This is a genomic window from Pantoea sp. X-Soil-YNGN-844 (genome assembly GCF_059730595.1).
The window spans coordinates 2,283,238-2,306,412 of the sequence record NZ_AP036007.1; the positions used below are offsets into that span (position 1 = coordinate 2,283,238).

The window sequence follows — 23,175 nt, forward strand, 5'->3', positions numbered from 1 at the left end:
GGGAGCGTGGCAGCTAAAGACTCTGGATCGCGTCTGAAAGATGGGGAAAAAGGCGGCACGGGGCCGCCTGAAGAGAAGCGCTCGCAGCACCGGGATTCCTGATGGAAAAGTCGCACCGCGAAAGGAAGCAGAAACCGCTGTGCTTACTCTACAATCATGCGCCCATTGAGATGCTGCAACGGACGATTATTGGTGGTTTTCAGCGCCTGTTTAAAGGCGTCGAGCTGCGCCTGAGAGAGCGTAACCGGCTGTTTCAGCACCAGCCAGCGAATCCCTTCGCTGCAGGGTGGCGTCGTCAGGGAGCCGCTGAAACGATAATAGTGCAGATCTTCCGGAAAGAGATCCCGTAAATTTACCTGGCGATTAATACTTACCTGCTGGTTTTCCTGTTTCGGCATAGCGTCAATCAAAGGTGTCAGCGCCGGATTCTCTTTACCGACCTCAAACATCACCGCGACCACGGCCAGATCACCATCTTCTTTGCTGTGCACAAAGTGGGCTTCCAGGGGAAAGGTGTGCCCATTAATCTGGTTCTCACTCGGCGTATGGAAGTGATACTGACGCAGCGTGAACTTTTCACTATCCAGTACAAAATCATCTTCTTCATCAACGGTCACCTGAATCGTGTGGCCATTGTTGATCACCTTCTCAGCCGACGTATGGTAGGCCAGATCGAGTGCCTGTAAATGTCCCTCAATCGGATCTTTAATATTGATTGGCGACTGGGACTTACCTTCGTGGCAGATGTGGAAGTCGCTGGTCAGTTCGCTCCAGTGTTTTGGGCCAGCTTTGCCTTCGTACGTCCAGTGCGGTTCCGCCGCACCGGCTACGTTGAGGGTAGAAAGCGCCACAACAAGACTTAACATTTTTGGTAATTTCATTTTTATCCCTGCTTTATAAGCTTATTTGCGGCAGGGATACTATTCCGCTGACTACTGAGTCAGCAAGGTGACAAAATGCGTTAAATCAAAATCAGAACGAATAAAGAGTTTATAATTACAATCAATGTTAATTTAATTAACAAACATCACGATGTGACGTTTTTAAGCACTTCAGGAAAGGGTTGATATCAATATCACTGAATAAAAAGAGTTTCATTTGCTGTATTTATCAGTTTGATCGTCGAAACGAGCCGGGAGGGGAATTTTTGCAATCAACTCAGGCGGCGTAAGAAACCGCAAAACTGCACGCAGGCGGTTTTGCGGTGCAACGCGATAAAGCGTCATAAAAGATTATGCAGGTGATGCTAGACATCCTTTTCTAATGGCTCCTCTTCTTCGTCTTCTTCCTCATCTTCAGGATAAATCTCAGCATCATCGGGCAGCGGCTCATCGTAATCAGGGCGTTCAGACATAATTTCCTCCGGTGTCAGATAGCAATTTTGCTATGCCCTTTGAGTGTAGCTTACTCCTGCCATCTGTTTTGTAAGGCTCGCAAAAGATATCAGAAATGCGGGCGCTACCGCAGACTCTGCTTCGCCACTGCGTGAAACAGCCTTGCTGTCACAGCCGGTGCTGATAGCGTACCGGTTAATCGGATGCCCATTCGCCTCCCCCAGCCGCGTTATCATTGACGTCAGTCTGATAGCGGGTTTAATAATTCGCCGCTGAAAAATCTGTGGTTTCAAAAAACCTCTTACTTGTTTAATGAATAAAAGGCGGAACTTAACTGCCTATAATATAGGGACACGAACAGGTAATGATGCGATTCAAAGCACAATTATGCACGAGGAAAGGTTACATTAAATAAAAACTCAACAGGAGTAGCATTAAACATCGTTATGTTGTTATAAGAAAAAATCCCTGATATAAAAGAGACAGAATTTAAACGTAATCTGTGAGCATTAGCGGATTGAATATTTCCTCTGATGCAGCCACACTGACTTAACAGACGGTGGAGACGTAATTAAAACTCAGGAATTCTGTTATCTCTCACAGGTAATAAACTCATAGCCAGATGAGTCACATCACAATAGAAATGATGCCCAAGGCATCCGTCCTCTTTAAAAGACCGATTGAGACTATCTCGCTAAAGATTTCCGTTAATGTAAATGAAGTGGGGTTTTATATTATAAGTTAAGTGGGATGTAATCTGGCTGTTGCTACGCTGTTGCATCTATCTGTCAAACTGGACACCATTACATCAATAAGGAGAAATATCATTGTTCCCTAAATTACCCCGGTATAGCTTAGTGATTCTGACGCTGAGCGGTTGCGTTACCAACGATGAGGTCAAACTTAACCCAGTCGGTCAACATAGTGAAACTGTCATGCCGCATATAAACCAGGGGATCAGCCCTGCACAGCGGCGCGCGATTATGTCCGGCGAACAACCAGACTGGTCTGACGTTTATCCTCAGCGAATCAATAAAAACTCGCCAGCAGTCAGAAAATGATCTGCACGTCGTAGCGGCTAACGTCGTTATTCCACCACTCACATAGCGTAAAAAACACTGTGGAAAATAATCAACACGTCGATGATGTCTCTCTATGGGATTGGATTGTCACATTAATTTTAACCGGCATACCCGTATTAAATATTTTCATGCTGCTTTACTGGTCCTTAAACCGAAGGACTAAACGTTCAAAGAAAAACTACGCCAGAGCGAGTTTGCTGTTGATACTTGTCATAATTCTCTTTTATGTCATCACGATTGAAATGACGACCGGCTACTTTCTTTTCAAACATTACTGATCCTTAAACTGAAAGCGTCATACCCTTAAATGGAGTTTTTTATGGTGCGTTATTTCACTTTTCTATTATTTGCCGTCACTTCGGCTTGCTGCATAGCAAAAACGTCAGTGGTGATGAATAACACCCTGAAGGCACAAGAGATAAAATCGGCAAAAATTGTTTACATTGGCGAGGTTAATGGCAATAAAGTGGCAGAATTGATGGCAGGCATCGATGATATTAATGCAAGTTATCCTGCTGTAAAAGAAATATCGCTTTATATAAACAGCTTTGGCGGTGACATGGAAGCTGGCTATATGGGCGGCCAGGCCGTCAGAGGGTCAAGGATTCCGATAAAAACCATCAATGCCGCAATGACGGGTTCGGCGGCTACTCTCATCTATTGTGCAGGTGCGAAAAGGGAAACATTACCCAGCGCAACGTTTTTAATCCACCCTGTAGCGAGTCAAAACATTCAGAATAACTATCTGAAAAAAAATGAAGTCACTTTACTCAGCAGAGATATCGATAATGCCACTAAAATATTCAGGGACACCTATGCATCCTGTTTCAAAGATGACGGCAAAGAGATAGATAAAGCCTTGTTCAGTGAAGACAACCGTATTTACCTGCGTTTTCCAGAATCTGTAAAACAGGGTATTGCCCAAAAACGTGTAGAAGGAATCGCACCCGCTGATGTCGCTTATTACATCTTCACTTCAGAAGCCAGCGGCTAGCAAAAATAGCGTTATTTATGCCTGATGGACGAATACTTTTTATCAGATATGCGCCGCCTGGACAGATGGGCGTGCTGGCGGGGAGACATACCGAGCCGTTAGCGGGTAATCCAGAGAAGAAGATAACGCAGACGACGTTCAGATGGGGCGCCGCAGGATCTCACCATCAATATCACGGTGGATTTTCGCAGTAAGCGCTACCCTTGCATGGTGAGTTTTTTGAGCAGCAATAGCAGGGTGATTCAACACTGGCCAGATAAAAAGCGGCAAATAAAGCAGGCCGCTCAGCCAGATACGGCTTATTCTGGTACAGGGCGTTTATCTGTTTCTGGCTGGTGACCTGATATCACGATTATTGGCGACGCTGCTCTTGCGACCTGCTTATAAGCGGACGTACAACGCGCCCGCCAGCATAAAGATGAACAGAATAGCGAAGGTAATAAAGCCCTGTTTACTGCCACGGGACAATCCAACAAATGCCGAAACCACAATAAACAGCAGCGTCAGTGCACCGACCATCACCCAAAAAAGATACTGCGTATTCGCCATGCCTGAATCCTCATCCGTAGCGCGATTTATCTGCTGTTTTATAACATTTTTCTGCCGCACGTGCCCTCACTTCTCCCCCTCTTTCGACGCTTTATGCTGCTTTAGCGCAGCTGGGCTGCAACAGTGACAGCGTCCACGGCTCATTATCATGATGCAGACAGTGTGATGCAGTTAGCAAATACAGAGGAACGCAGCGAGTAAACAAACGCGCGGATTATAATGATTAAATCAGCTTACCGTTGGGATGTGGCACCCGTAGGCTGACGTGCTGAGACTGGTTTAACATTGCCGTTCAGGCGGTGTTAAACAGATGGCCTTAACCCGACTGCCTGACTCAGGCGGAGGAACGTATGAACTGTTTCCGCATCGGTTCTCTGGCTGGCGTGCTGCTGCTCTGCGGCTGCCAGGCACCCACGCCTGATCAGGCTCGTCAGCAGCAGCCTGTTTTTCAGGGCCAAAGCACCCGAACCGTCCCTCAGCTCAGCGACTGTATTTATCGTGGCTGGTCCACCACCAGCGTTATTGCCCGGGATAACACCACTCACACCCAGCCTGCCGGCAGCGAGATCAGCGTCTTTACCTGGGAAGATTCGATTTTTGCGGACGTCTCACCCCACAGAAAAGGGGCGGAGGTGAAATATTTCACGACTTTCCGTATGGCTCCTCAGGTGATGGCAGACAGACAGGCGATTGTTCAACGCTGCCTGTAAGGCGTAAGGGGTGACAGCAGTGTCGGAAGTGTGCCAGGCTAATGCGCACTTAACCAGGGAGAAACCGATGAGTATTACCCGCATTGACCCGGAGCATCGCATGTCCGAAGCCGTTATTCATAACGACACCATCTATTACACCAGCGTGCCTGAGAATCTGGAAGCTGACGCAGAAGCGCAGACCGCTAATGCGCTGGCGGTGATTGATGCCATTCTGACCCGGCTCGGTAGCGATAAAAGCAAAATCCTTGATGCGACGCTGTTTCTGGTGGATAAGGCCGATTTCCCTGCGATGAACCGCGCATGGGACGCATGGGTCTCTCCAGGTAATGCGCCGGTACGCTGCACGGTACAGGCCGGGCTGTTGAATCCGAAGTACAAAATCGAAATTAAAATTATCGCTGCACGTTAAAACGCCGGGCGTTATTCCTCTTCGTTTTCTTCATCTTCGTCTTCGAATAGCGCCCGAATCCGTTCGCCCTTGAAATTTTGTCGGATTTCCTGCGCCACCTGGGCGATCGCTTCACCGCTCGACAAACCTCCCGCCATCAATTCCTGAATACGTTCGACGGCCTGCTGTTGCTGCTCATGTGAGAGAGCCGGTAATCCAATAAACATGTTCTACTCCTGCGTTGGGGCCGACAGTATCCCATGCGGAACTAACAGGTGCCAGTCGTGAAAAAATATGTCAGTCTGACCGCCTCTTTGCTCTCTGATTTATCTGCCCGATGATTGTTGAAACCCTCAGTCTTGATTATACCCCGGATGCGCTGACACAGCGTTTTGCCACCCTTGCCCATCTGCCATGGGCGATGCTGCTCTCCTCCGCGCAGGCCAGCCACAGCGACAACCGCTTTGATATTCTGACGGCCGATCCCCGCGCCACCCTGGTGACCCGCGGGCCGATCACGACCATCAGCGACGCGACCGGCACGTCCGAATCGACCGCGGATCCCCTGCTGCTGGTGCAGCAACAGTGTGATGCACTGGGCGTGACGCCTGCGGCCTGCGAAGCCCTGCCGTTTCAGGGCGGCGCGCTCGGCCTGTTTGGTTATGATCTGGGCCGCCGGTTTGAGTTGCTGCCTCAAAAAGCCGCAGCCGATCTTACAACGCCGGACATGGCCGTGGGGATTTATGACTGGGCCTTGATTGCCGATCATCATCAGCAAACCCTGACGCTGGTGGCGTTAAATGACGCTCAGGCGCGCGCCGCCTGGCTGGCGCAGTGGCCCGCGCGTGAAGCCATACCTTTTTCACTGACCAGCGGCTGGCGTTCTAATCTGAGCTATGCCGAATACGCTACGCGCTTTGCCGCGGTTCAGGCCTATATTCAGGCCGGTGACTGTTATCAGGTCAACCTGGCACAGCGTTTTCAGGCCGGTTATCAGGGTGATGAGTGGCAGGCATTTACCCTGCTTAACGCGGCTAATCGCGCGCCGTTCAGCGCGTTTCTGCGCCTGCCGGAAAGTGCGATCCTCAGCCTGTCGCCGGAGCGCTTTCTGTCGCTGAATCAAAACCAGATTGAAACCCGACCGATTAAAGGCACCCGACCACGCTGTGCCGATCCGATTGCCGATGCGCAACAGGCTGAGGCACTGCGTCATGCGGAGAAAGATCGGGCTGAAAACCTGATGATTGTCGATTTGCTGCGCAACGATATTGGTCGCGTGGCGCTGCCCGGCTCGGTCACGGTGCCGGAACTGTTTGTGGTTGAACCCTTCCCGGCTGTCCATCATCTGGTGAGCACGGTACGGGCGCAGCTGCCTGACACCCTGCAGGCCACCGATCTGCTGCGCGCCTGTTTTCCGGGCGGCTCAATAACCGGTGCACCCAAGATTCGGGCGATGGAGATTATTGATGAGCTGGAGCCGCAGCGGCGTAATGCCTGGTGCGGCAGTATCGGCTATCTCAGCCTGTGTGGCCGGATGGATACCAGCATCACGATCCGCACGCTGATTGCCGAAGGCCAGCAGCTTTACTGTGCCGCAGGTGGCGGGCTGGTGGCAGACAGCGATCCTGAAGCGGAGTATCAGGAAACGCTCGATAAAGTCAGCCGAATTTTACCGGCACTGGAACCGACAGGAGGTTCAGTTGGCACTGACGCTTGAGGTTTTCCGCAGCCGCTTTCTCCTGCAGCAGCCGGCCCGCAGCACGCAGCGTCTTTCCGGACGTCATGCCGCGGTGCTGGTACCGGTTGTAGCCCGTCATGAACCGGGTCTGTTGCTGACGCAGCGCTCGCACGCCCTGCGCAAACACGCCGGACAGGTCGCCTTTCCCGGCGGGATGCAGGATGACACCGATGCCTCGCTGATCGCCACCGCCCTGCGTGAGGCGCAGGAAGAAGTCGGTATCGATCCACAGCAGGTCGAGATATTAGGCGCGCTGCCCGCCGTCACCAGCAGTACCGGCTTTCAGGTGACGCCGGTGCTGGGCATTATTCCGGCCGATCTGCGCTTAACGATTAATCCGGATGAGGTGAGCAGTGCCTTCGAGATGCCGCTGGCTGAGGCACTGCAGCTCAGCCGCTACAGCGCGCTGGAGGTGCATCGGGCGGGTGTGCGCCATCCGGTCTGGCTGTCGCGCTATCAGGATTATCTGGTGTGGGGCATGACAGCAGGGATTATCCGTTCACTGAGTACGCAGATCGCCTTCTGAGACCTTTCTACTTCTTTTCTCCCTTCCAGTCCGTCAGCGACCTGCCGGGCTGAGCTATAATTTTTTCTATCTGTTTTGATAAGTTTATTTCATGCGAAAAGCTGCTCTTTTCCGGTGCATGCCCATTACTATGGGCGCCATAAACTGCCCTGGCAGACTGAGAATAAATGTGAGGAGTGTCACCTGTGATTAGTGTTTTCGACATGTTCAAAGTGGGCATTGGCCCCTCGAGTTCGCATACTGTCGGCCCGATGAAAGCGGGTAAACAATTTGTGGATTTGCTGTGCGAACAGGGAAAGCTGCAGGAGGTCACTCGGATCGCTGTGGATGTTTACGGTTCTCTGTCGCTGACCGGCAAAGGGCATCACACGGATATCGCCATTATTATGGGTCTGGCTGGCGAATCGCCGGACACGGTGGATATCGATGCCATCCCCGCATTTATTAAGGATGTCGAACAGCGTGAGCGGCTGCTGCTGGCGAAAGGCGCGCATGAAGTTGATTTCCCGCGCGAAGGCGGCATGGTGTTCCGCAGTGAGAATCTCTCCCTGCATGAAAATGGCCTGCGCCTGCTGGCATTCGCGGGTGACCTGCTGATCCTGTCGAAAACTTACTACTCCGTGGGCGGTGGGTTCATTGTGGATGAAGAGCACTTCGGTCAATCGGCACTTGATGAAGTCTCTGTGCCCTGGCCGTTCCACTCCGCCAAAGATTTGCTGGCGCACTGTCGCGAAACCGGCCTGTCGCTGTCGGGCCTGGTGATGAAAAATGAGCTGGCACTGCACAGCCGCGACGAGATTCATGCCTATTTCACCCACATCTGGCAGACCATGCAGGCCTGTATCGATCGCGGTCTGAATACTGAAGGCGTGTTGCCCGGACCGCTGCGCGTACCCCGTCGAGCCGCCTCCCTGCGTCGCCTGCTGACCTCCTCCACCAAGCACTCCAGCGATCCCATGATTGTTATCGACTGGATCAATATGTATGCCCTGGCGGTCAACGAAGAGAACGCCGCGGGTGGCCGTGTGGTGACCGCGCCGACGAACGGTGCCTGCGGTATCGTGCCTGCAGTGCTGGCTTACTACGATCACTTTATCGAGCCGGTAACGCCCGATATTTTCCTGCGCTATTTCCTCGCCTCTGGCGCTATAGGCGTGCTGTACAAAATGAACGCCTCTATTTCAGGCGCGGAAGTGGGCTGCCAGGGTGAAGTGGGTGTCGCCTGTTCGATGGCGGCCGCTGGTCTGGCAGAGCTGCTGGGCGGTAGCCCGGAACAGGTGTGCGTTGCCGCTGAAATCGGCATGGAGCATAACCTTGGACTGACCTGTGACCCCGTGGCCGGTCAGGTTCAGGTTCCCTGCATTGAACGTAATGCTATCGCCTCGGTGAAAGCCATTAACGCGGCGCGTATGGCACTCCGTCGCACTAGTGAACCCCGCGTCTCGCTGGATAAGGTTATTGAGACCATGTATGAGACCGGCAAGGATATGAACGCGAAATACCGTGAAACTTCCCGTGGCGGTCTGGCGATTAAAGTTCAGTGTGATTAAGCGAAACGTTTAATTGTTTAAATAACGTGCAAACGTAATGAAATCCGCATCCTGCGCTATCTCAGCGCAGGTTTAAACGGTAGAGTGTTTTCCGCGCAGCCGTCCGGTCTGCGCAGCTTTCCAGACCCGCTTTTCTGCATTCCGGCCTCAATATTGACCTGGCCGTGCCGATACTAACCCCGTTATTTTTTGCTTTTTTCTGGCTTTTTGGGAAGGTGGATACTGATGTTTATGGCCCAGCAATTTGTTGGACAATTCAGACGCAAGCGTTTGCTGATCGCACTGTCAATCTCCACCGTGGTGTTGATATTAACGCTGGCCTTTCGCTACATCGAAGAGAAGTCACGTATTGAACAGCAGGCGACGGATTTCGCCGACAAAGCGATTATGCGGTTTGACCGGATGTTTTCACCGCTGGAGGTTTCAGCCAGTAATACGCTGGGGCTGGTGGGCGCTCCCTGTCAGGACGTGCGTTTTCCGCTCGTCGAAAAAATCTCCTCTCTGCAGACGGTACGTGCCATTCTGCTGGTTGAAAACGACATACTTTACTGCTCCAGTATTTATGGCCCGCGCAACATTCCTTTCAGCCAGACTTATCCTGACCTTGCTTTCAACAGCCAGCGTATGACCCTAACAACCGATGAATATTTGCTGAAGGGTTCGCCAATTTTACTGCTGTGGACGCCAAAAAGTCTGGATAACCGTTCGGGAATATTGCAGGTCATCAACATTGAAATGATGAGCAATTATCTGCTGGAACCCCAGTTGCCCTGGGTAGAGCGCGCTGTGTTTAACGTCAATGGTGAGAGCCTGGAATATGGCAATCCGCTGATAGAGCCAACGGTGCCGGCAGATGATGAAGTGAGCTACGAGCAGGGTTCGCTGCGCTACCCGTTTACCCTTACCCTCTATGGCCCTTCGCCGACACGGCTGGCGCTGGCGACACTTCCCTCACAGCTGCCGCTGGCGCTGCTGCTGAGCCTGCTGATGGGCTACATTATCTGGCTGGCGACGGCAAATCGCATGAGCCTCAGCTGGCAAATCAGCTATGGCATTACGGCCCGTGAGTTTATGGTCTATTGCCAGCCGCTGATCAACAGCAAAAGCGGCGAGTGTGACGGGATAGAATTGCTGCTGCGCTGGCATAACGCCCGCCAGGGCTGGATCGCACCGGATGTCTTTATTCCGCTGGCTGAGCGCCAGAACCTGATCAAGCCGCTGACGCGCTTTGTGCTGAACGAGGTAGTAAGGCAGCTGCCGCAGTTGCCCGATGATCCCGCCTTTCATATCGCCATCAATGTGGCCGCCACTCATTTCCGCGACCGCGCCATTCTGGAAGATCTGCAGAACCTGTGGTGGCCTGCCAGTCCGGTGCCGCAACTGGTAGTGGAACTCACTGAGCGGGATGCGCTGCCGGTCGTCGATCAATCGGTGATTGCACAACTGCACGACATTGGCGTCCGGCTGGCGATTGATGACTTTGGCACCGGTCACAGCTCGCTCTCCTACCTGAAAGATTTGCAGCCAGACGTGCTCAAAATCGACAAGATTTTCACGGCAGCTATCGGTACGGATGCCATTAACGCCACGGTAACGGATATGGTCATTTCGCTGGCCCAGCGCCTGAATATCAGTCTGGTGGCTGAAGGTGTGGAAACGGCTGAACAGGCGGATTATCTGCGCGAACGCGGGGTGGATCATCTGCAGGGCTACTATTTTGCCCGCCCGATGCCGCTGGAAGATTTTCCAGCCTGGCTGACGCTGCATCAGGCTGATACCCGCCGTTAACTGCCGCGTCAGCGACGTTGTGCCCTGATAAGACTCTCCACACACAAAAAAACAGCCGCGGCGTTTCAGTAGCGGCTGTCAGAGAGATTCAGCGCGGCCGGTGATACCGGCAGCGCATCGGTAATAACGTGAAGTGTTACCCCTCTTCTTCCTCGTCATGCGGTTTATCTTTGGTGACACGCACCAGATCGATACGGTAATCCGTCGCTTCGATAATCTGGAAGTGCAGCGGCGTGATATCAATCACCTCGCCGGGAAGCGGTAACTGCCCTTTCTGCTCAATCAGCAGGCCCGCCAGCGAGGCGTGATCTTCTGTCGGATCGACCAGCTCATGGAAGTCGAGTAACTGCTGCAGCGAGTGCAGATCGGTTCCGCCTTTCACTAACCAGCCATCGCCATCTGCAACAATATCAGGCGTTTCATCTTCATCCGGGAATTCACCCGCAATCGCTTCCAGCACGTCCAGCGGCGTAATCAGACCCTGCACCACGCCAAACTCATTGGTGACGATCACGAAGCTGCCTTTGGCACGACGCAGCACGCCAAGCAGGTTGATCGGATCCAGCGTCTCCGGCACCACAATGGTCGGTGTATTCGCCGCGAAGGTCGCCACATCCATACCCTGCTCCAGCGCCACCAGCAGCTCTTTGGCGCGCACCACGCCAACAATTTCATCCAGTTCACCCCGGCAGACCGGGAACAGGCTGTGAGGCGTATCCAGCAGCTGACCGCGAATCTCATCTACCGGACGATTCGCATCAACCCATGAGATATCACCGCGCGGCGTCATGATGCTGCGAATCGAGCGGGAAGCCAGCGTCAGCACGCCATTAATCATGTAGCGCTCTTCATCTTTAAACGCTTCCTGCGGCATCGCTTCCGTCAGCGCCGACTCTTCACTGGTGCTGGCGTTACTGCTGCTATTGCCATTGCTGGCCGTCTGCGCGCGGTTACGGCCGCCCATCAGGCGCAGAATCGCCTCTGCGGTGCGCTCACGCATCGGACGATTTGACTGATGGCGGATAAAATTACGACGTGCAATCTGGTTGAACAGCTCAATCAGAATCGAGAAGCCAATCGCCGCATAGAGGTAACCTTTCGGAATATGGAAACCAAACCCTTCTGCCACCAGCGACAGACCGATCATTAACAGGAAGCTCAGACAGAGCACCACCACGGTCGGATGCGCGTTAACAAAGTTGGTTAACGGTTTAGACGCCAGCAGCATCACACCCATGGCAATCACCACGGCAGTCATCATCACCGGCAGGTGGTTCACCATACCTACGGCGGTAATCACCGCATCCAGTGAGAAGACCGCGTCCAGCACCACAATCTGCAATACCACTGCCCAGAAACTGGCATATCCCCGATTTGCGGAACCATCATGCTCGTGGTTCTCCAGCCTCTCGTGTAGCTCCATGGTCGCTTTAAACAACAGGAAGAAACCACCGAACAGCAGGATTAAATCTCGTCCTGAAAAGCTGAAACCGCCTACGCTGAAGAGAGGCGTGGTCAGCGTGACAATCCAGGAGATCAGCGACAACAGGCCCAGACGCATCACCAGCGCCAGCGACAGGCCAATCAGACGTGCTTTATCACGCTGCTTTGGCGGCAGTTTGTCGGCCAGGATAGCAATAAACACCAGGTTATCGATGCCGAGTACGATTTCCAGCACGATAAGCGTCAGTAAACCCGCCCAGATTGAGGGGTCGAATAAAAATTCCATTATTTATGACTCCAGAACAGGGAACAGATCGAGCCGGTGCCTGTCAGCGCAGCGAAGCGTGACATCCGGGTAGTCGGGAAAGCGGTGAAAACGCCGCGAGGCGAAAGGTGACGCGCCAGCAGGCGCAAAGAACAGATTAAGCGACGTCGGTGACGATCCATAAAGGTGGGCTGAAGCCCGTTACTCCTGAGTAATAAACAGAACGTTAATGTATCAGGTCGGCAAATTGCGTCAAAAAATTTTCTTATTTTTACAATTTGCATAACGGATGATCGGGCGCATAAAAAAGGTAAAGCGTCACCTGACGGGGTGAATAGCTGACAGACATCACATAATTTATTTTTTCGATCACTAAAATAAATCGCGACTTTACCGCCTTGATGAAGTTAACCCCTGTTTTTTCGGCGCTATATCAGAAAGTCGAATGACCGGGTTAAACAGATAATCAAAACATGTCTCAATACAGTTCATTTACTCAGATGAGCATCTCTAGCGAACGGAGGTAGCACGTGACCATTGCGATTGTAATTGGTACACACGGCTGGGCAGCGGAACAACTGCTGAAGACAGCAGAAATGCTGTTAGGCGAGCAGGAAAATATCGGCTGGATAGACTTTGTCCCCGGTGAAAATGCAGAAACGCTGATTGAAAAATATCAGGCACGACTGGCAGAACTGGATACCAGCAAGGGGGTTCTTTTTCTGGTCGATACCTGGGGCGGCAGCCCGTTCAATGCGGCCAGCCGCATTGTTGTCGACAAGCCACACTATGAGGTCATCGCCGGGGTCAATATTCCGATGCTGGTCGAAACCCTGATGGCGCGCGATGACGATCCCGGATTTGACGAACTGGTCGCCGTGGCGGTGGAGACCGGTCGTGAAGGGGTTAAAGCCCTGAAAGCGAAAGAAGAAGCACCGGCACCGGCTGCGGTGAAACCGGCCGCTGCGGCACAACCAGCTAAGCCAATGGCGCCTGGTGATCACATGAAGATCGGGCTGGCGCGTATTGACGACCGTCTGATTCATGGACAGGTCGCGACGCGCTGGACTAAAGAGACCAACGTTCAGCGTATTATCGTGGTCAGCGATGAAGTGGCCAACGATCACGTGCGTAAAACCCTGCTGACGCAGGTCGCGCCGCCCGGCGTAACGGCCCATGTGGTGGATGTCGACAAAATGGTGCGGGTGTGGAACAACCCGAAGTATGGTCAGGATCGCGTCATGCTGCTGTTTACCAACCCCACCGATGTCCTGCGCGTAGTTGAACAGGGTGTCGATATTAAAACGGTCAACATCGGCGGGATGGCGTTCCGCCAGGGGAAAACCCAGGTCAATAATGCGGTCTCGGTTGATGAAAAAGATATCGCCGCATTCCGCAAACTCAATGAACGCAATATTGAACTGGAAGTGCGTAAAGTTTCCAGCGATCAAAAACTGAAAATGATGGATCTGATTGCGAAAGTAAACGCGTAACAGAAGCACTTCTGCGCCTGCGTTTCCGGGCTCCTGATTATCCTGCTGAGGACAAGAAGTATGATGGAAATAACCTCGCTACAAATTATTTTGATTTTTATTGTCGCCTGTATTGCCGGTATGGGGTCGATTCTGGATGAGTTCCAGTTTCACCGTCCGCTGGTCGCCTGTACGCTGATTGGTATCGTACTGGGAGATATGAAAACCGGTATTATCATCGGCGGTACGCTAGAGATGATTGCACTGGGCTGGATGAACATCGGTGCGGCGGTTGCCCCAGATGCCGCCCTCGCCTCTATCATCTCCACTATCCTGGTCATCGCTGGCGGTCAGAGTGTGGGTGCCGGTATTGCACTGGCGATTCCGCTGGCTGCCGCCGGACAGGTGCTGACCATTATCGTGCGTACGCTGACCGTAGCCTTCCAGCACGCGGCCGATAAAGCCGCCGAGAAAGGTAACCTTACGGCCATCTCCTGGATCCATGTCTCTGCCCTGCTGTTACAGGCGATGCGTATCGCCATCCCGGCGCTGATTGTGGCGATTTCGGTCGGCACCAGTGCCGTTCATGCGCTGCTGAGTTCCATTCCTGAAGTGGTCACCAACGGCCTGAATATCGCCGGTGGCATGATTGTGGTGGTCGGTTACGCGATGGTCATCAATATGATGCGCGCAGGCTATCTGATGCCGTTCTTCTACCTCGGCTTCGTTACCGCGGCCTTCACCAACTTCAACCTGGTGGCGCTGGGCGTCATTGGCGTGGTGATGGCGGTGCTCTACATTCAGCTCAGCCCGAAATACAACCGTGTGGCGGGCGCACCTACAGGTGCTGCAACCGCAAACGATCTTGATAACGAACTCGATTAAGGAACAGGTGATCACATGGTTGATATGACGAAAAAAGTTGAAAAGAAACTAACCCCCGGTGATGTCCGCGCCGTCTTTCTGCGCTCTAACCTTTTCCAGGGTTCATGGAACTTTGAGCGTATGCAGGCGCTGGGCTTCTGCTTCTCAATGGTGCCGGTCATCCGCCGTCTCTATCCTGAGAATAACGACGAGCGCAGGCAGGCGATCAAACGTCACCTGGAGTTTTTCAATACCCATCCTTATGTCGCCGCGCCAGTACTGGGCGTCACCATGGCGATGGAAGAGCAGCGTGCCAACGGCGCACCTATCGACGACGGTGCGATTAACGGCCTGAAAGTCGGGCTGATGGGACCGCTGGCCGGGGTTGGCGACCCGATCTTCTGGGGTACGGTACGTCCGGTGTTTGCCGCACTGGGTGCCGGTATTGCCATGAGCGGCAGTCTGCTGGGTCCGCTGCTGTTCTTTGTGCTGTTTAACCTGGCACGTCTGCTGACCCGCTACTACGGCGTGGCGTATGGCTATCGCAAAGGGATCGACATCGTCAGCGACATGGGCGGCGGTTTCCTGCAGAAGCTCACGGAGGGCGCCTCGATTCTGGGGCTGTTTGTCATGGGGGCGCTGGTCAACAAGTGGACGCACGTCAACATCCCGCTGGTGGTATCGCGCATTACTGACTCCACCGGCAAAACCACCGTCACTACGGTACAGTCAATCCTCGATCAGCTGATGCCAGGCATTGTGCCGCTGCTGCTGACCTTTGGCTGTATGTGGCTGTTACGCCGTAAAGTGAATGCGCTGTGGATTATCGTCGGCTTCTTTGCCATCGGTATCTTTGGTTACTGGATCGGCCTGCTCGGTCTGTAATTTCATCCTGCCGGGAGCCTCTGCTCCCGGCCTTTAAGCGTGGTGAGCTGAGCCACAACCGTCTGAGCTCACCCTGTTTGAGGTAGAAGTGATGTCCTTAACTGACGCGTTGATTGCGTGTTGTATCGCCGCCCTGATGGGATTTGCCGTTTACCATGAGGCGATTCTGCCGCGTCGGCACGGACCGACCCGCTTACGGGTAACGCTGCGCAGGCAGCATAAACTCGATAGCCTGATTTTCATCGGCCTGCTGCTGATTTTACTGTGGAACAATGTCAGTCATCACGGCCCACAGCTCACCACCTCACTGCTGATGGTGCTGAGTTTTCTGGCGTTCTGGCTCTTCTGGCTGCGCAAACCCATGCTGCTGATGAAAAATGAGGGATTGTTTTACGCCGGTGTCTGGGTCGATTACCGGCGGATTCAGGGCATGAATCTTTCTGAGGATGGCATTCTGGTGATTCAGCTGGAACAACGCCGTCTGCTGATTGCCGTGCAGCAACTCGACGACCTGGAGCGCATCTACAATACGTTGGTCGAGGTGCGCTAGTCGCGCTGCCACATTGTCAGGGTAAAATCAGCATCGCAGCTGAACTGCTCACTCTGCTGCAGCGTTTGCCAGACGTCTTCACGCGCCCGCCAGGCAAAGGGCGTCATCTGCAGCAGTGTCGTCGCCGCTGCGCCGGTTAATGCCATCGGATAACGCAGGGTATGCTGCGCTACCTGCCGGAAGCCAGGATAATCTTTCTGTTCCGGCACATGCAGCTGCACGTCGCGGTAAATCAGCGCTTTGAACTGCTGCAGATGATGCGGGCCTGGAGTGACCGTCAGCACCAGACCACCCGGCTTCAGCACGCGAGCCAGTTCCGCTTCATTGCAGGGTGCGTAGATGCGTATAATCGCATCCAGGGACTGATCGGCAAAGGGTAAGCGCTGACTGGAAGCCACGCAGAAACGCACCGCAGGATAGCGCTTAGCCGCCAGCCGGATGGCCATTCTGGCAACATCCAGGCCATAAATCTGAGCGTCTCCGTCCGCCGCCTCCGCCAGTGCTGCGGTGTAGTACCCTTCACCGCAGCCGATATCCAGGATTTTACACTCTGGCTGATTCAGCACCGGCGCAAGCAGGCTGACTACCTCCTCACGCAGCGGCTGATAATAGCCTGCCTCAAGAAACTCCCGTCGTGCCTGCATCATCTCTGCACTGTCACCCGGTTCACGCGACCGTTTATGCTGAACAGGCAGCAGATTGACATACCCTTCTTTCGCCTGATCGAACTGATGGCGGTTTTCACAGCACCAGCTGCGGTCGGTGAGGGTCAGTGGAGAGTGACAAAGAGGGCAAATCAGGGACATAGGGTGCTCCGGCATCAGATAACGCGGCGCAGTGTAACCTTAACGTTTACGCATCGGAAGCATAAAGAAAGCCCCGGCTGAAGAGCCAGGGCTTTAAGATTCCATGTCAGGGTGCATTACACCGAGGTGGAGTCGAATCAGATAGCAGTGACGTTAACAGCTGCAGGGCCTTTCTGGCCGTCCTGAATTTCGAACTCAACGCTCTGGCCTTCAGCCAGGGTTTTAAAACCGTTGCCCTGAATAGCAGAGAAGTGTACGAACACATCTTTGCTGCCGTCAGCAGGAGTAATAAAACCAAAACCTTTAGACTCGTTGAACCACTTAACCTGACCTTTAATCTTTGCCATTTTGCAAATTCCTTTAGATGTTTATTTAGCCCGAAGGCTGTCTTACAGAAAAACCAGAGACATTACTGCATGAGGCACTAATTAAGGTTCGGCAAGGAAGCGGTATTCAACGTCAACGTCTTTACTCGTACTTCTTTACTGAAGATGCCATGCATAAACAGAACTGTACCTCGTTTAACCCACGAATTGTTATCACATATCCCCAAAATAATGGCAAGCCATTTTTAAAGCCCTGGCGCGCCTGCGCACATATTTGCCAGAAGGCTCACATTGCATGTTCCGTGGGGTTTACAAAAGCGCATGAGAATAAAGTACGCGGGCAGCCAGCGCCCTCTCATGCCTGTGTTGCCAGGCTTAACCTGATGGATACCATAAGAAATTAATATTTCACAAATATGGCAATGGCGAAATGAATAAGCGAAACGGTAACCGTGGCAGATATCAAAGATCAGGTGTCAATACTGTACAGTGACTTTTATTTCGTACAAATAACGCTTTTTTTGCACCAAAAGCAGGAGCCAGCCATTAGCCTTGCTCCAAATAAAAGCAACGATGCGGATTTTACTTATTAGGAATTTAACTTTCGATTTGAAAATTTACGTCTGATAAAAAAACCTCCGGCTTTTATTTATACCGGAGGCTTTAGGATTATTCCTGGCTGCAATTATTCAGACTGCGACCTTCGCCTATTCGCCAGGGGGCGAAGCGGCCGTTATGTTCGTCTGCCCGCTGTAGCGCATTCGCCAGCTCCTGGGGTGGCGCATCCAGCGACTCATCGGCCAGCTCAAACACGCCCCAGTGGATAGGCAGCGTCAATGGCCTGCCTGCCGCCTGCCATAACGCCACCGCCTGATCGGGGTCCATATGCTGGCTTGCCATGAACCATTTGGGTGCATACGCGCCAATCGGCAACGCAGCCACGCTGAACGGGCCAAGCCGGGCCGGAATCTCCAGCAGGCGATCGCTGTAGCCACTGTCGCCCGAAAACCAGAAACGCAGGGATGCAGAGCGCACGACCCAGCCGCACCAGAGCGAACGGTTGCGATCGCGTGGGGTTCGCATACTCCAGTGACGGGCTGGCACCGCATCAAAACAGAGGTAGCCGAGCGTTATCTGCTGCCACCAGTCGAGCTGGTGCACCTGTTTCACGCCCTGCGCTCTGCACCATTTCGCCAGTCCCAGCGGCACAATAAAGGTCGCCTGTGGAAAATGCCGGATAATCGCTTTAACCGTCGGTTTATCCAGATGATCGTAATGGTTGTGTGAAATCAGCACGACATCAAGCTGCGGCAGATCGGCGATGCTAATGGGCGCGGGCGTTTTACGCAGTGGCCCCGCAAACGCCAGCGGCGAGGCGCGTGGTGAGAGCGCCGGATCGATCAGGATATAGTGTCCATTGAGCCGTAACAGGACGGCAGCATGTCCCAGCCACCAGATACAATCGTCACTGCCGCTGATATCCGCGGGCTGCCACCATTGCCTGGTGAAGGCCGCATAACCCTGCTGGGGTGGCACCGGCAGCGCCTGTGCTTTACGCTCCCTGCGCCAGCGTTGCAGGTCACCCGGCCTGCGCTGTTCCGGTTCAGGATTACGGAATCCCTCTGGCGTGTGATGCGCTTTGCTGCTGTCATACCACGGATTTTTCCAGGCCATTCCGTCTCTCTGCTGTGATTAACGTTCCGGGATTAACCGGATAAAGTCGCGCTTCTCCCGATCGTCATCGGTTTTTGTATTTTCTGCCCCGGGCTGCATCTCAATCAGGCGGCGCAGCAGCTGATTCTGCTTCTTCTGCTCTTCCAGTAAGGATTCCAGTAAGCGAATTTGCTCACCCGCGCGCACGCTGGCGCGGTTAACAAAGAACCAGGCGATAAACGCCACAATCAAAATAATGACCAGCAGTCCATAGCTGGCCAGGGGGCCCGGATTTGCGGCTAACTCATTCATAACTGCCTCGTAAAACTCAGTGGAAACGCCAGAACATGGCAACCGCCTATTCTACCTGTAGCCATCGCAAAAGATAATGGGGGATACAGCAATGCAGAATTTACCGTTTCAGTTATCTCTGATCGATCCCACCAGAAAAGCGAGGCATGCTGATATCATCATAACCGGCAGCACCAGGTGGCGCGCTGAGTTATCTTTCACAAGGAGACACAATGAAACTGTTTATTCGCACAATAGGCTTGCTGGCGGTGATCTGGCTGGCAATGCTGCTTACCGGCTATGGTGTGTTAACCGGCAGTACTAAAAATGCCGCCGGACTTGGCCTGCAGTGCAGCTATCTTACCGCTCGCGGCGTCATCAGCGCGCAGTATCTGCATACCGACAGTGGCGTAGTGGGCGTGACGGATTGTCCGTTGCTGAAGAAAAGCGGAGAAGTGATCGATAACTAGTGATAAAGCGGGCCGGATGGCCCGCTTTATTCAGAATGGGTAGTCGTGATAGCCCATTTCTGCTGAAAGCGTACGTGCCGCCCGATGCAGCATCGCCACATAATCCTGGCGGGCATCTTCCGAAAAGCGAATGGTGGGAAACGAGATACTGAGTCCCGCAATCACCACGCCAAACCGATCGAACACCGGCACGGCAAGGCAGCGTAATCCCTCTTCCTGCTCTTCATTATCTTCGCCGTAACCCTGCGCTTTGACCTGATCCAGCGTCGTAATCAGCGCCTCGGCGCTCAGCAGCGTATTGGCCGTGCTGCGTTTGAACTCCACATCCCGCAGAATTTCCTCAACATCGCTGCGATCGCGCCAGGCGAGCAGGACTTTACCAATCGCGGTGGTATGCAGCGGGTTGCGACGGCCAATGCGCGAATACATGCGCAGATTGTAAAGTGAGTCGATTTTATGGATGTAGACAATGCTGTCCTCTTCCAGCGCCCCCAGGTGAATCGTCTCTTTGGTCAGACGCGACAGCTCACGCATCTGCACATCCGCACTGCGGATCAAATCGACGTTCTGCAGCGCCTTAGCACCCAGTTCAAACAGCTTCAGCGTCAGTGAGTACTTCTCGCTCTCACCTTCCTGTGTCACATAGCCCAGCGATTTCATGGTTTGCAGGAAACGGTAGACGGTACTTTTTGACATCATCACGCGCTGCGCAAGCTCGGTTATACCGTGATCGCGCTCTTCACCCAGCGCCTGCAGAATGCCGAACACTTTAAGAACCGAAGAGACGGAATCGGGCTGTTTATCATTTTCAGCAGAGGACATTGCGCACCTTGTTAAACCTGTTTCAAAAAAAATGGAACGGACTGTCAGTATAGAGGGATGCACAGGACGGCAGCAATGTTTTAACCATTGAGTCATATTTTAAGACAGTTTTTATCCGGCCGGACGCTGCTTTTCAGCGCTGATTTCATTAGCATGATGATATTCACCCTCTTTAGTAATTAACTTATGACACTCTCTCCTCCTCAGGATGGATTACCCCCGCGTCAGCGCTATATGGCTATCGTCACCATTGCGCTTGGCCTGACCATGGCGGTATTAGACGGCGCGATTGCCAATGTCGCGTTACCGACCATATCGCGTGAACTGAATGCCAGTCCGGCACAGTCCATCTGGATTGTGAATGCCTATCAGATTGCGATTATCGTTTCGCTGCTGTCACTTTCGTTTCTGGGCGACATGCTGGGTTATCGCCGCGTCTATCAGGCTGGCCTGGCACTGTTTATTGCGACCTCACTGTTCTGCGCCTTTTCGAGCACGCTAACCATGCTGACCTTTGCCCGTGTGCTGCAGGGGTTGGGCGGCGCGGCGCTGATGAGTGTGAATACCGCGCTGATACGCATTATCTATCCGCAGCGTTATCTGGGACGCGGCATGGCGATCAACTCGCTGGTGGTAGCCGTATCAACCGCGGCTGGCCCGACGGTAGCGGCAGCAATACTCTCGGTAGCCAGCTGGAAATGGCTGTTCCTGATTAACGTCCCGCTGGGGGCCATTGCACTCTGGCTGGCGCTGCGAACCCTGCCTGATAACCCGCAGAAAGCCACAACACAGAAATTCGATGTGCCCAGCGCGATCATGAATGCGCTGTTCTTTGGCCTGATCATCTCCGCTCTGAGCGGCTTTGCCCAGGGACAGAGTCACCTGCTGGTGCTCTCCGAGGTCGTTGCGCTGCTGGTCGTGGGCTGGTTCTTTATTCGTCGTCAGCTCAACATGGCGGTGCCGCTGCTGCCGGTTGATCTGCTGCGTATCCCGATTTTCAGTCTGTCGATGGGAACGTCGGTCTGTTCGTTCTGCGCCCAGATGCTGGCGATGGTCTCACTGCCCTTCTTTCTGCAGAACGTCCTGCAGCGTAATGAGGTGGCGACCGGGTTGTTGCTGACACCCTGGCCGCTGGCAACGATGGTATTTGCACCGATTGCTGGCCGCCTGATTGAACGGGTGCATGCCGGGCTGTTGGGGGGAATCGGACTGGCGATGTTCGCGCTGGGGCTGTTCCTGCTCGCCTGGCTGCCAGCCAATCCGGGCGATGGCGATATTATCTGGCGCATGATGCTGTGCGGTGCCGGTTTCGGGCTGTTCCAGTCGCCCAACAACCACACGATTGTCACCTCCGCGCCACGTAATCGCAGTGGCGGTGCCAGCGGCATGCTGGGTACTGCGCGTCTTCTGGGGCAGAGTATGGGTGCCGCGCTGGTCGCGCTGATGTTTAATCTGTTTGAAGAACGTGGGACGCACGTTTCGCTGCTGCTTGCAGGGAGCTTTGCAGCCGTGGCGGCGCTGGTGAGCGTGTCGCGCATGTCACAGACCCGGGCCTGATGGCATAAACAGAAAAGGCGACCCGGGGGTCGCCTTGTTTGCTCTGCTTAACGCTACTTCAGATACTGACCGCTGCGCAGTGCTTCAATACGCTTGTCTAACGGCGGGTGTGACATGAACAGCTCGCTGAACGATTTGCCCTTACCGTTGATACAGAACGCCATCATGCTGCTTGGCTCCTGTGGTTCGTAGCTGGTTTTCAGACGCTGTAACGCCGCAATCATCTTCTCACGGCCGACCAGTTTCGCTGAACCGGCATCGGCGTGGAACTCACGATGACGGGAGAACCACATGGTGATGATGCTGGCGAGAATACCAAACACCAGCTCAAGTACCATCGACACCGCAAAGTAGACCAGCGGATTGCCGTTGCTGCTCTCCTCACCATCACGGTTGCCGGACATAAAGCCCGCCGCAATCTGCGCCAGAATACGTGAAACGAAAATCACGAAGGTGTTCACCACACCCTGGATCAGCGTCATGGTGATCATATCACCGTTAGCGATGTGCGACACTTCGTGAGCCAGCACCGCTTCCGCCTCATCACGGCTCATGTTCTGCAACAGACCGGTCGAGACAGCAACCAGTGAAGCGTTACGACGCGCACCCGTCGCAAAGGCGTTGATATCAGGTGCGTGATAGATCGCGACCTGTGGCATTGCAATGCCCGCCTGCTGGGCCTGACGGCCAATGGTATCCACCAGCCAGCGCTCAGTTTCATTGCGTGGCTGTTCAATCACTTCACCGCCAACCGAACGCAGCGCCATCCACTTCGACATCAGCAGTGAAACAAACGCACCGCCGAAGCCAAACAGGCCTGCCATGATCATCAGGCCCTGAACACTGCTTGACTGGATCCCTGTCAGGCTGAGAATCAGCCCGAATACCAACATCACAGCCAGGTTGGTCATCAGGAAAAGAGCAATACGCATCATTTTTGTTAATCTTCCTCAGTAGTTCACGCGCCTATACGCGGATACATATCCTATGAGCATTGTGCGGCTTTTCAAGCGACCTTAACGTTTAAGTGCCTAAAAAGACATAACTTTACATTCTGACACGTCTGCAGGGCGGCATGGCCTGCAGACGGGTTCACCATCGCTAATCAT

23 protein-coding genes are annotated in these 23,175 nt (G+C 53.5%); 13 read left to right on the plus strand and 10 right to left on the minus strand.

The genetic code is table 11. The annotated features are described in order from the left end of the window. Positions 1-143 precede the first annotated feature (143 nt). The gene (locus AC6I8C_RS10715) at positions 144-881 is read right to left on the minus strand and encodes a carbonic anhydrase (protein WP_497822451.1); all 738 of its coding nucleotides are present in this window, start codon (positions 879-881) and stop codon (positions 144-146) included. A gap of 1,854 nt (positions 882-2,735) precedes the next feature. Between AC6I8C_RS10715 and AC6I8C_RS10720 the strand changes: the two genes are divergently transcribed. Continuing rightward, a complete protein-coding gene (locus AC6I8C_RS10720; RefSeq protein ID WP_497822452.1) occupies positions 2,736-3,410 on the plus strand; it encodes an ATP-dependent Clp protease proteolytic subunit in 675 nt (224 codons plus the stop codon). 381 nt (positions 3,411-3,791) lie between these two features. Here AC6I8C_RS10720 and AC6I8C_RS10725 read toward each other — a convergent pair whose 3' ends face one another. Further along, entirely contained in the window at positions 3,792-3,959 is a 168-nt protein-coding gene (locus tag AC6I8C_RS10725; protein WP_022625547.1) for a hypothetical protein, read from the minus strand. 350 nt (positions 3,960-4,309) lie between these two features. Here AC6I8C_RS10725 and AC6I8C_RS10730 point away from each other — a divergent pair, with 350 nt between their 5' ends. Both AC6I8C_RS10730 and AC6I8C_RS10735 read left to right on the plus strand, forming a co-directional pair. After that, entirely contained in the window at positions 4,310-4,669 is a 360-nt protein-coding gene (locus AC6I8C_RS10730) for a hypothetical protein (protein WP_497822453.1), read from the plus strand. Positions 4,670-4,736: 67 nt separating this feature from the next. Next, the gene (locus AC6I8C_RS10735) at positions 4,737-5,081 is read left to right on the plus strand and encodes a RidA family protein (protein WP_013358091.1); all 345 of its coding nucleotides are present in this window, start codon (positions 4,737-4,739) and stop codon (positions 5,079-5,081) included. Positions 5,082-5,092: 11 nt separating this feature from the next. Here AC6I8C_RS10735 and AC6I8C_RS10740 read toward each other — a convergent pair whose 3' ends face one another. Then, positions 5,093-5,287: a YoaH family protein gene (locus AC6I8C_RS10740; protein ID WP_497822454.1), complete on the minus strand. Its 195-nt coding sequence runs from the start codon at positions 5,285-5,287 to the stop codon at positions 5,093-5,095. 110 nt (positions 5,288-5,397) lie between these two features. On the opposite strand from AC6I8C_RS10740, the gene pabB reads away from it, so the two are divergent. The 4 genes from pabB to pdeD all read left to right on the plus strand — a co-directional run bounded on the left by pabB (position 5,398) and on the right by pdeD (position 10,662). Continuing rightward, positions 5,398-6,777 carry an aminodeoxychorismate synthase component 1 gene (gene pabB / locus AC6I8C_RS10745; protein ID WP_497822455.1) on the plus strand — a complete coding sequence of 460 codons (1,380 nt, stop codon included), beginning with the start codon at positions 5,398-5,400 and terminating at the stop codon, positions 6,775-6,777. Continuing rightward, positions 6,761-7,324 (plus strand): CoA pyrophosphatase, encoded by a 564-nt coding sequence (locus AC6I8C_RS10750; protein ID WP_135908516.1) that lies wholly within the window; start codon positions 6,761-6,763, stop codon positions 7,322-7,324. Before pabB ends, AC6I8C_RS10750 begins: the two co-directional genes overlap by 17 nt. A 185-nt stretch (positions 7,325-7,509) precedes the next feature. Continuing rightward, positions 7,510-8,874 carry an L-serine ammonia-lyase gene (locus tag AC6I8C_RS10755; protein WP_497822456.1) on the plus strand — a complete coding sequence of 455 codons (1,365 nt, stop codon included), beginning with the start codon at positions 7,510-7,512 and terminating at the stop codon, positions 8,872-8,874. Positions 8,875-9,099: 225 nt separating this feature from the next. Then, positions 9,100-10,662, plus strand: a complete 1,563-nt coding sequence (gene pdeD, locus AC6I8C_RS10760) for a cyclic di-3',5'-guanosine monophosphate phosphodiesterase PdeD (RefSeq protein WP_497822457.1) — start codon at positions 9,100-9,102, stop codon at positions 10,660-10,662. 136 nt (positions 10,663-10,798) lie between these two features. On the opposite strand, the gene AC6I8C_RS10765 is transcribed toward pdeD, so the two are convergent. Next, positions 10,799-12,391, minus strand: a complete 1,593-nt coding sequence (locus tag AC6I8C_RS10765; RefSeq protein ID WP_497822458.1) for a TerC family protein — start codon at positions 12,389-12,391, stop codon at positions 10,799-10,801. Positions 12,392-12,900: 509 nt separating this feature from the next. Between AC6I8C_RS10765 and manX the strand changes: the two genes are divergently transcribed. From manX to AC6I8C_RS10785, 4 genes are all read left to right on the plus strand, one after another. Continuing rightward, positions 12,901-13,863, plus strand: a complete 963-nt coding sequence (gene manX, locus AC6I8C_RS10770) for a PTS mannose transporter subunit IIAB (RefSeq protein ID WP_095707096.1) — start codon at positions 12,901-12,903, stop codon at positions 13,861-13,863. Between the two features lie 63 nt (positions 13,864-13,926). Further along, a complete protein-coding gene (locus AC6I8C_RS10775) occupies positions 13,927-14,727 on the plus strand; it encodes a PTS mannose/fructose/sorbose transporter subunit IIC (RefSeq protein ID WP_033733019.1) in 801 nt (266 codons plus the stop codon). A 15-nt stretch (positions 14,728-14,742) separates the two neighbouring features. Further along, complete coding sequence (locus AC6I8C_RS10780) at positions 14,743-15,591, plus strand: PTS mannose transporter subunit IID (RefSeq protein WP_497822459.1); 849 nt, start codon at positions 14,743-14,745, stop codon at positions 15,589-15,591. A 91-nt stretch (positions 15,592-15,682) separates the two neighbouring features. Then, entirely contained in the window at positions 15,683-16,141 is a 459-nt protein-coding gene (locus AC6I8C_RS10785) for a DUF986 family protein (RefSeq protein ID WP_497822460.1), read from the plus strand. Here AC6I8C_RS10785 and rlmA read toward each other — a convergent pair. The 4 genes from rlmA to AC6I8C_RS10805 form a co-directional block, all read right to left on the minus strand. Beyond that, positions 16,138-16,947: a 23S rRNA (guanine(745)-N(1))-methyltransferase gene (gene rlmA / locus AC6I8C_RS10790; protein ID WP_497822461.1), complete on the minus strand. Its 810-nt coding sequence runs from the start codon at positions 16,945-16,947 to the stop codon at positions 16,138-16,140. The two genes, AC6I8C_RS10785 and rlmA, sit on opposite strands and share 4 nt — an antisense overlap. Positions 16,948-17,084: 137 nt before the next feature. Next, the gene (gene cspE, locus AC6I8C_RS10795) at positions 17,085-17,294 is read right to left on the minus strand and encodes a transcription antiterminator/RNA stability regulator CspE (RefSeq protein WP_003852684.1); all 210 of its coding nucleotides are present in this window, start codon (positions 17,292-17,294) and stop codon (positions 17,085-17,087) included. Between the two features lie 648 nt (positions 17,295-17,942). Next, positions 17,943-18,947: an MBL fold metallo-hydrolase gene (locus AC6I8C_RS10800; protein WP_497822462.1), complete on the minus strand. Its 1,005-nt coding sequence runs from the start codon at positions 18,945-18,947 to the stop codon at positions 17,943-17,945. Positions 18,948-18,965: 18 nt separating this feature from the next. Next, complete coding sequence (locus tag AC6I8C_RS10805; RefSeq protein ID WP_497822463.1) at positions 18,966-19,238, minus strand: YebO family protein; 273 nt, start codon at positions 19,236-19,238, stop codon at positions 18,966-18,968. Between the two features lie 212 nt (positions 19,239-19,450). On the opposite strand from AC6I8C_RS10805, the gene AC6I8C_RS10810 reads away from it, so the two are divergent. Next, positions 19,451-19,687 carry a YobH family protein gene (locus AC6I8C_RS10810; RefSeq protein WP_033732884.1) on the plus strand — a complete coding sequence of 79 codons (237 nt, stop codon included), beginning with the start codon at positions 19,451-19,453 and terminating at the stop codon, positions 19,685-19,687. Between the two features lie 30 nt (positions 19,688-19,717). On the opposite strand, the gene kdgR is transcribed toward AC6I8C_RS10810, so the two are convergent. After that, entirely contained in the window at positions 19,718-20,509 is a 792-nt protein-coding gene (gene kdgR / locus AC6I8C_RS10815; RefSeq protein ID WP_013358108.1) for a DNA-binding transcriptional regulator KdgR, read from the minus strand. Between the two features lie 186 nt (positions 20,510-20,695). Here kdgR and AC6I8C_RS10820 point away from each other — a divergent pair, with 186 nt between their 5' ends. After that, complete coding sequence (locus AC6I8C_RS10820; RefSeq protein WP_497822464.1) at positions 20,696-22,066, plus strand: MFS transporter; 1,371 nt, start codon at positions 20,696-20,698, stop codon at positions 22,064-22,066. Positions 22,067-22,119: 53 nt separating this feature from the next. Here the strand turns inward: AC6I8C_RS10820 and htpX are convergent, their stop codons facing one another. Further along, entirely contained in the window at positions 22,120-23,001 is an 882-nt protein-coding gene (gene htpX / locus AC6I8C_RS10825) for a protease HtpX (protein WP_003852678.1), read from the minus strand. Positions 23,002-23,175 lie beyond the last annotated feature (174 nt).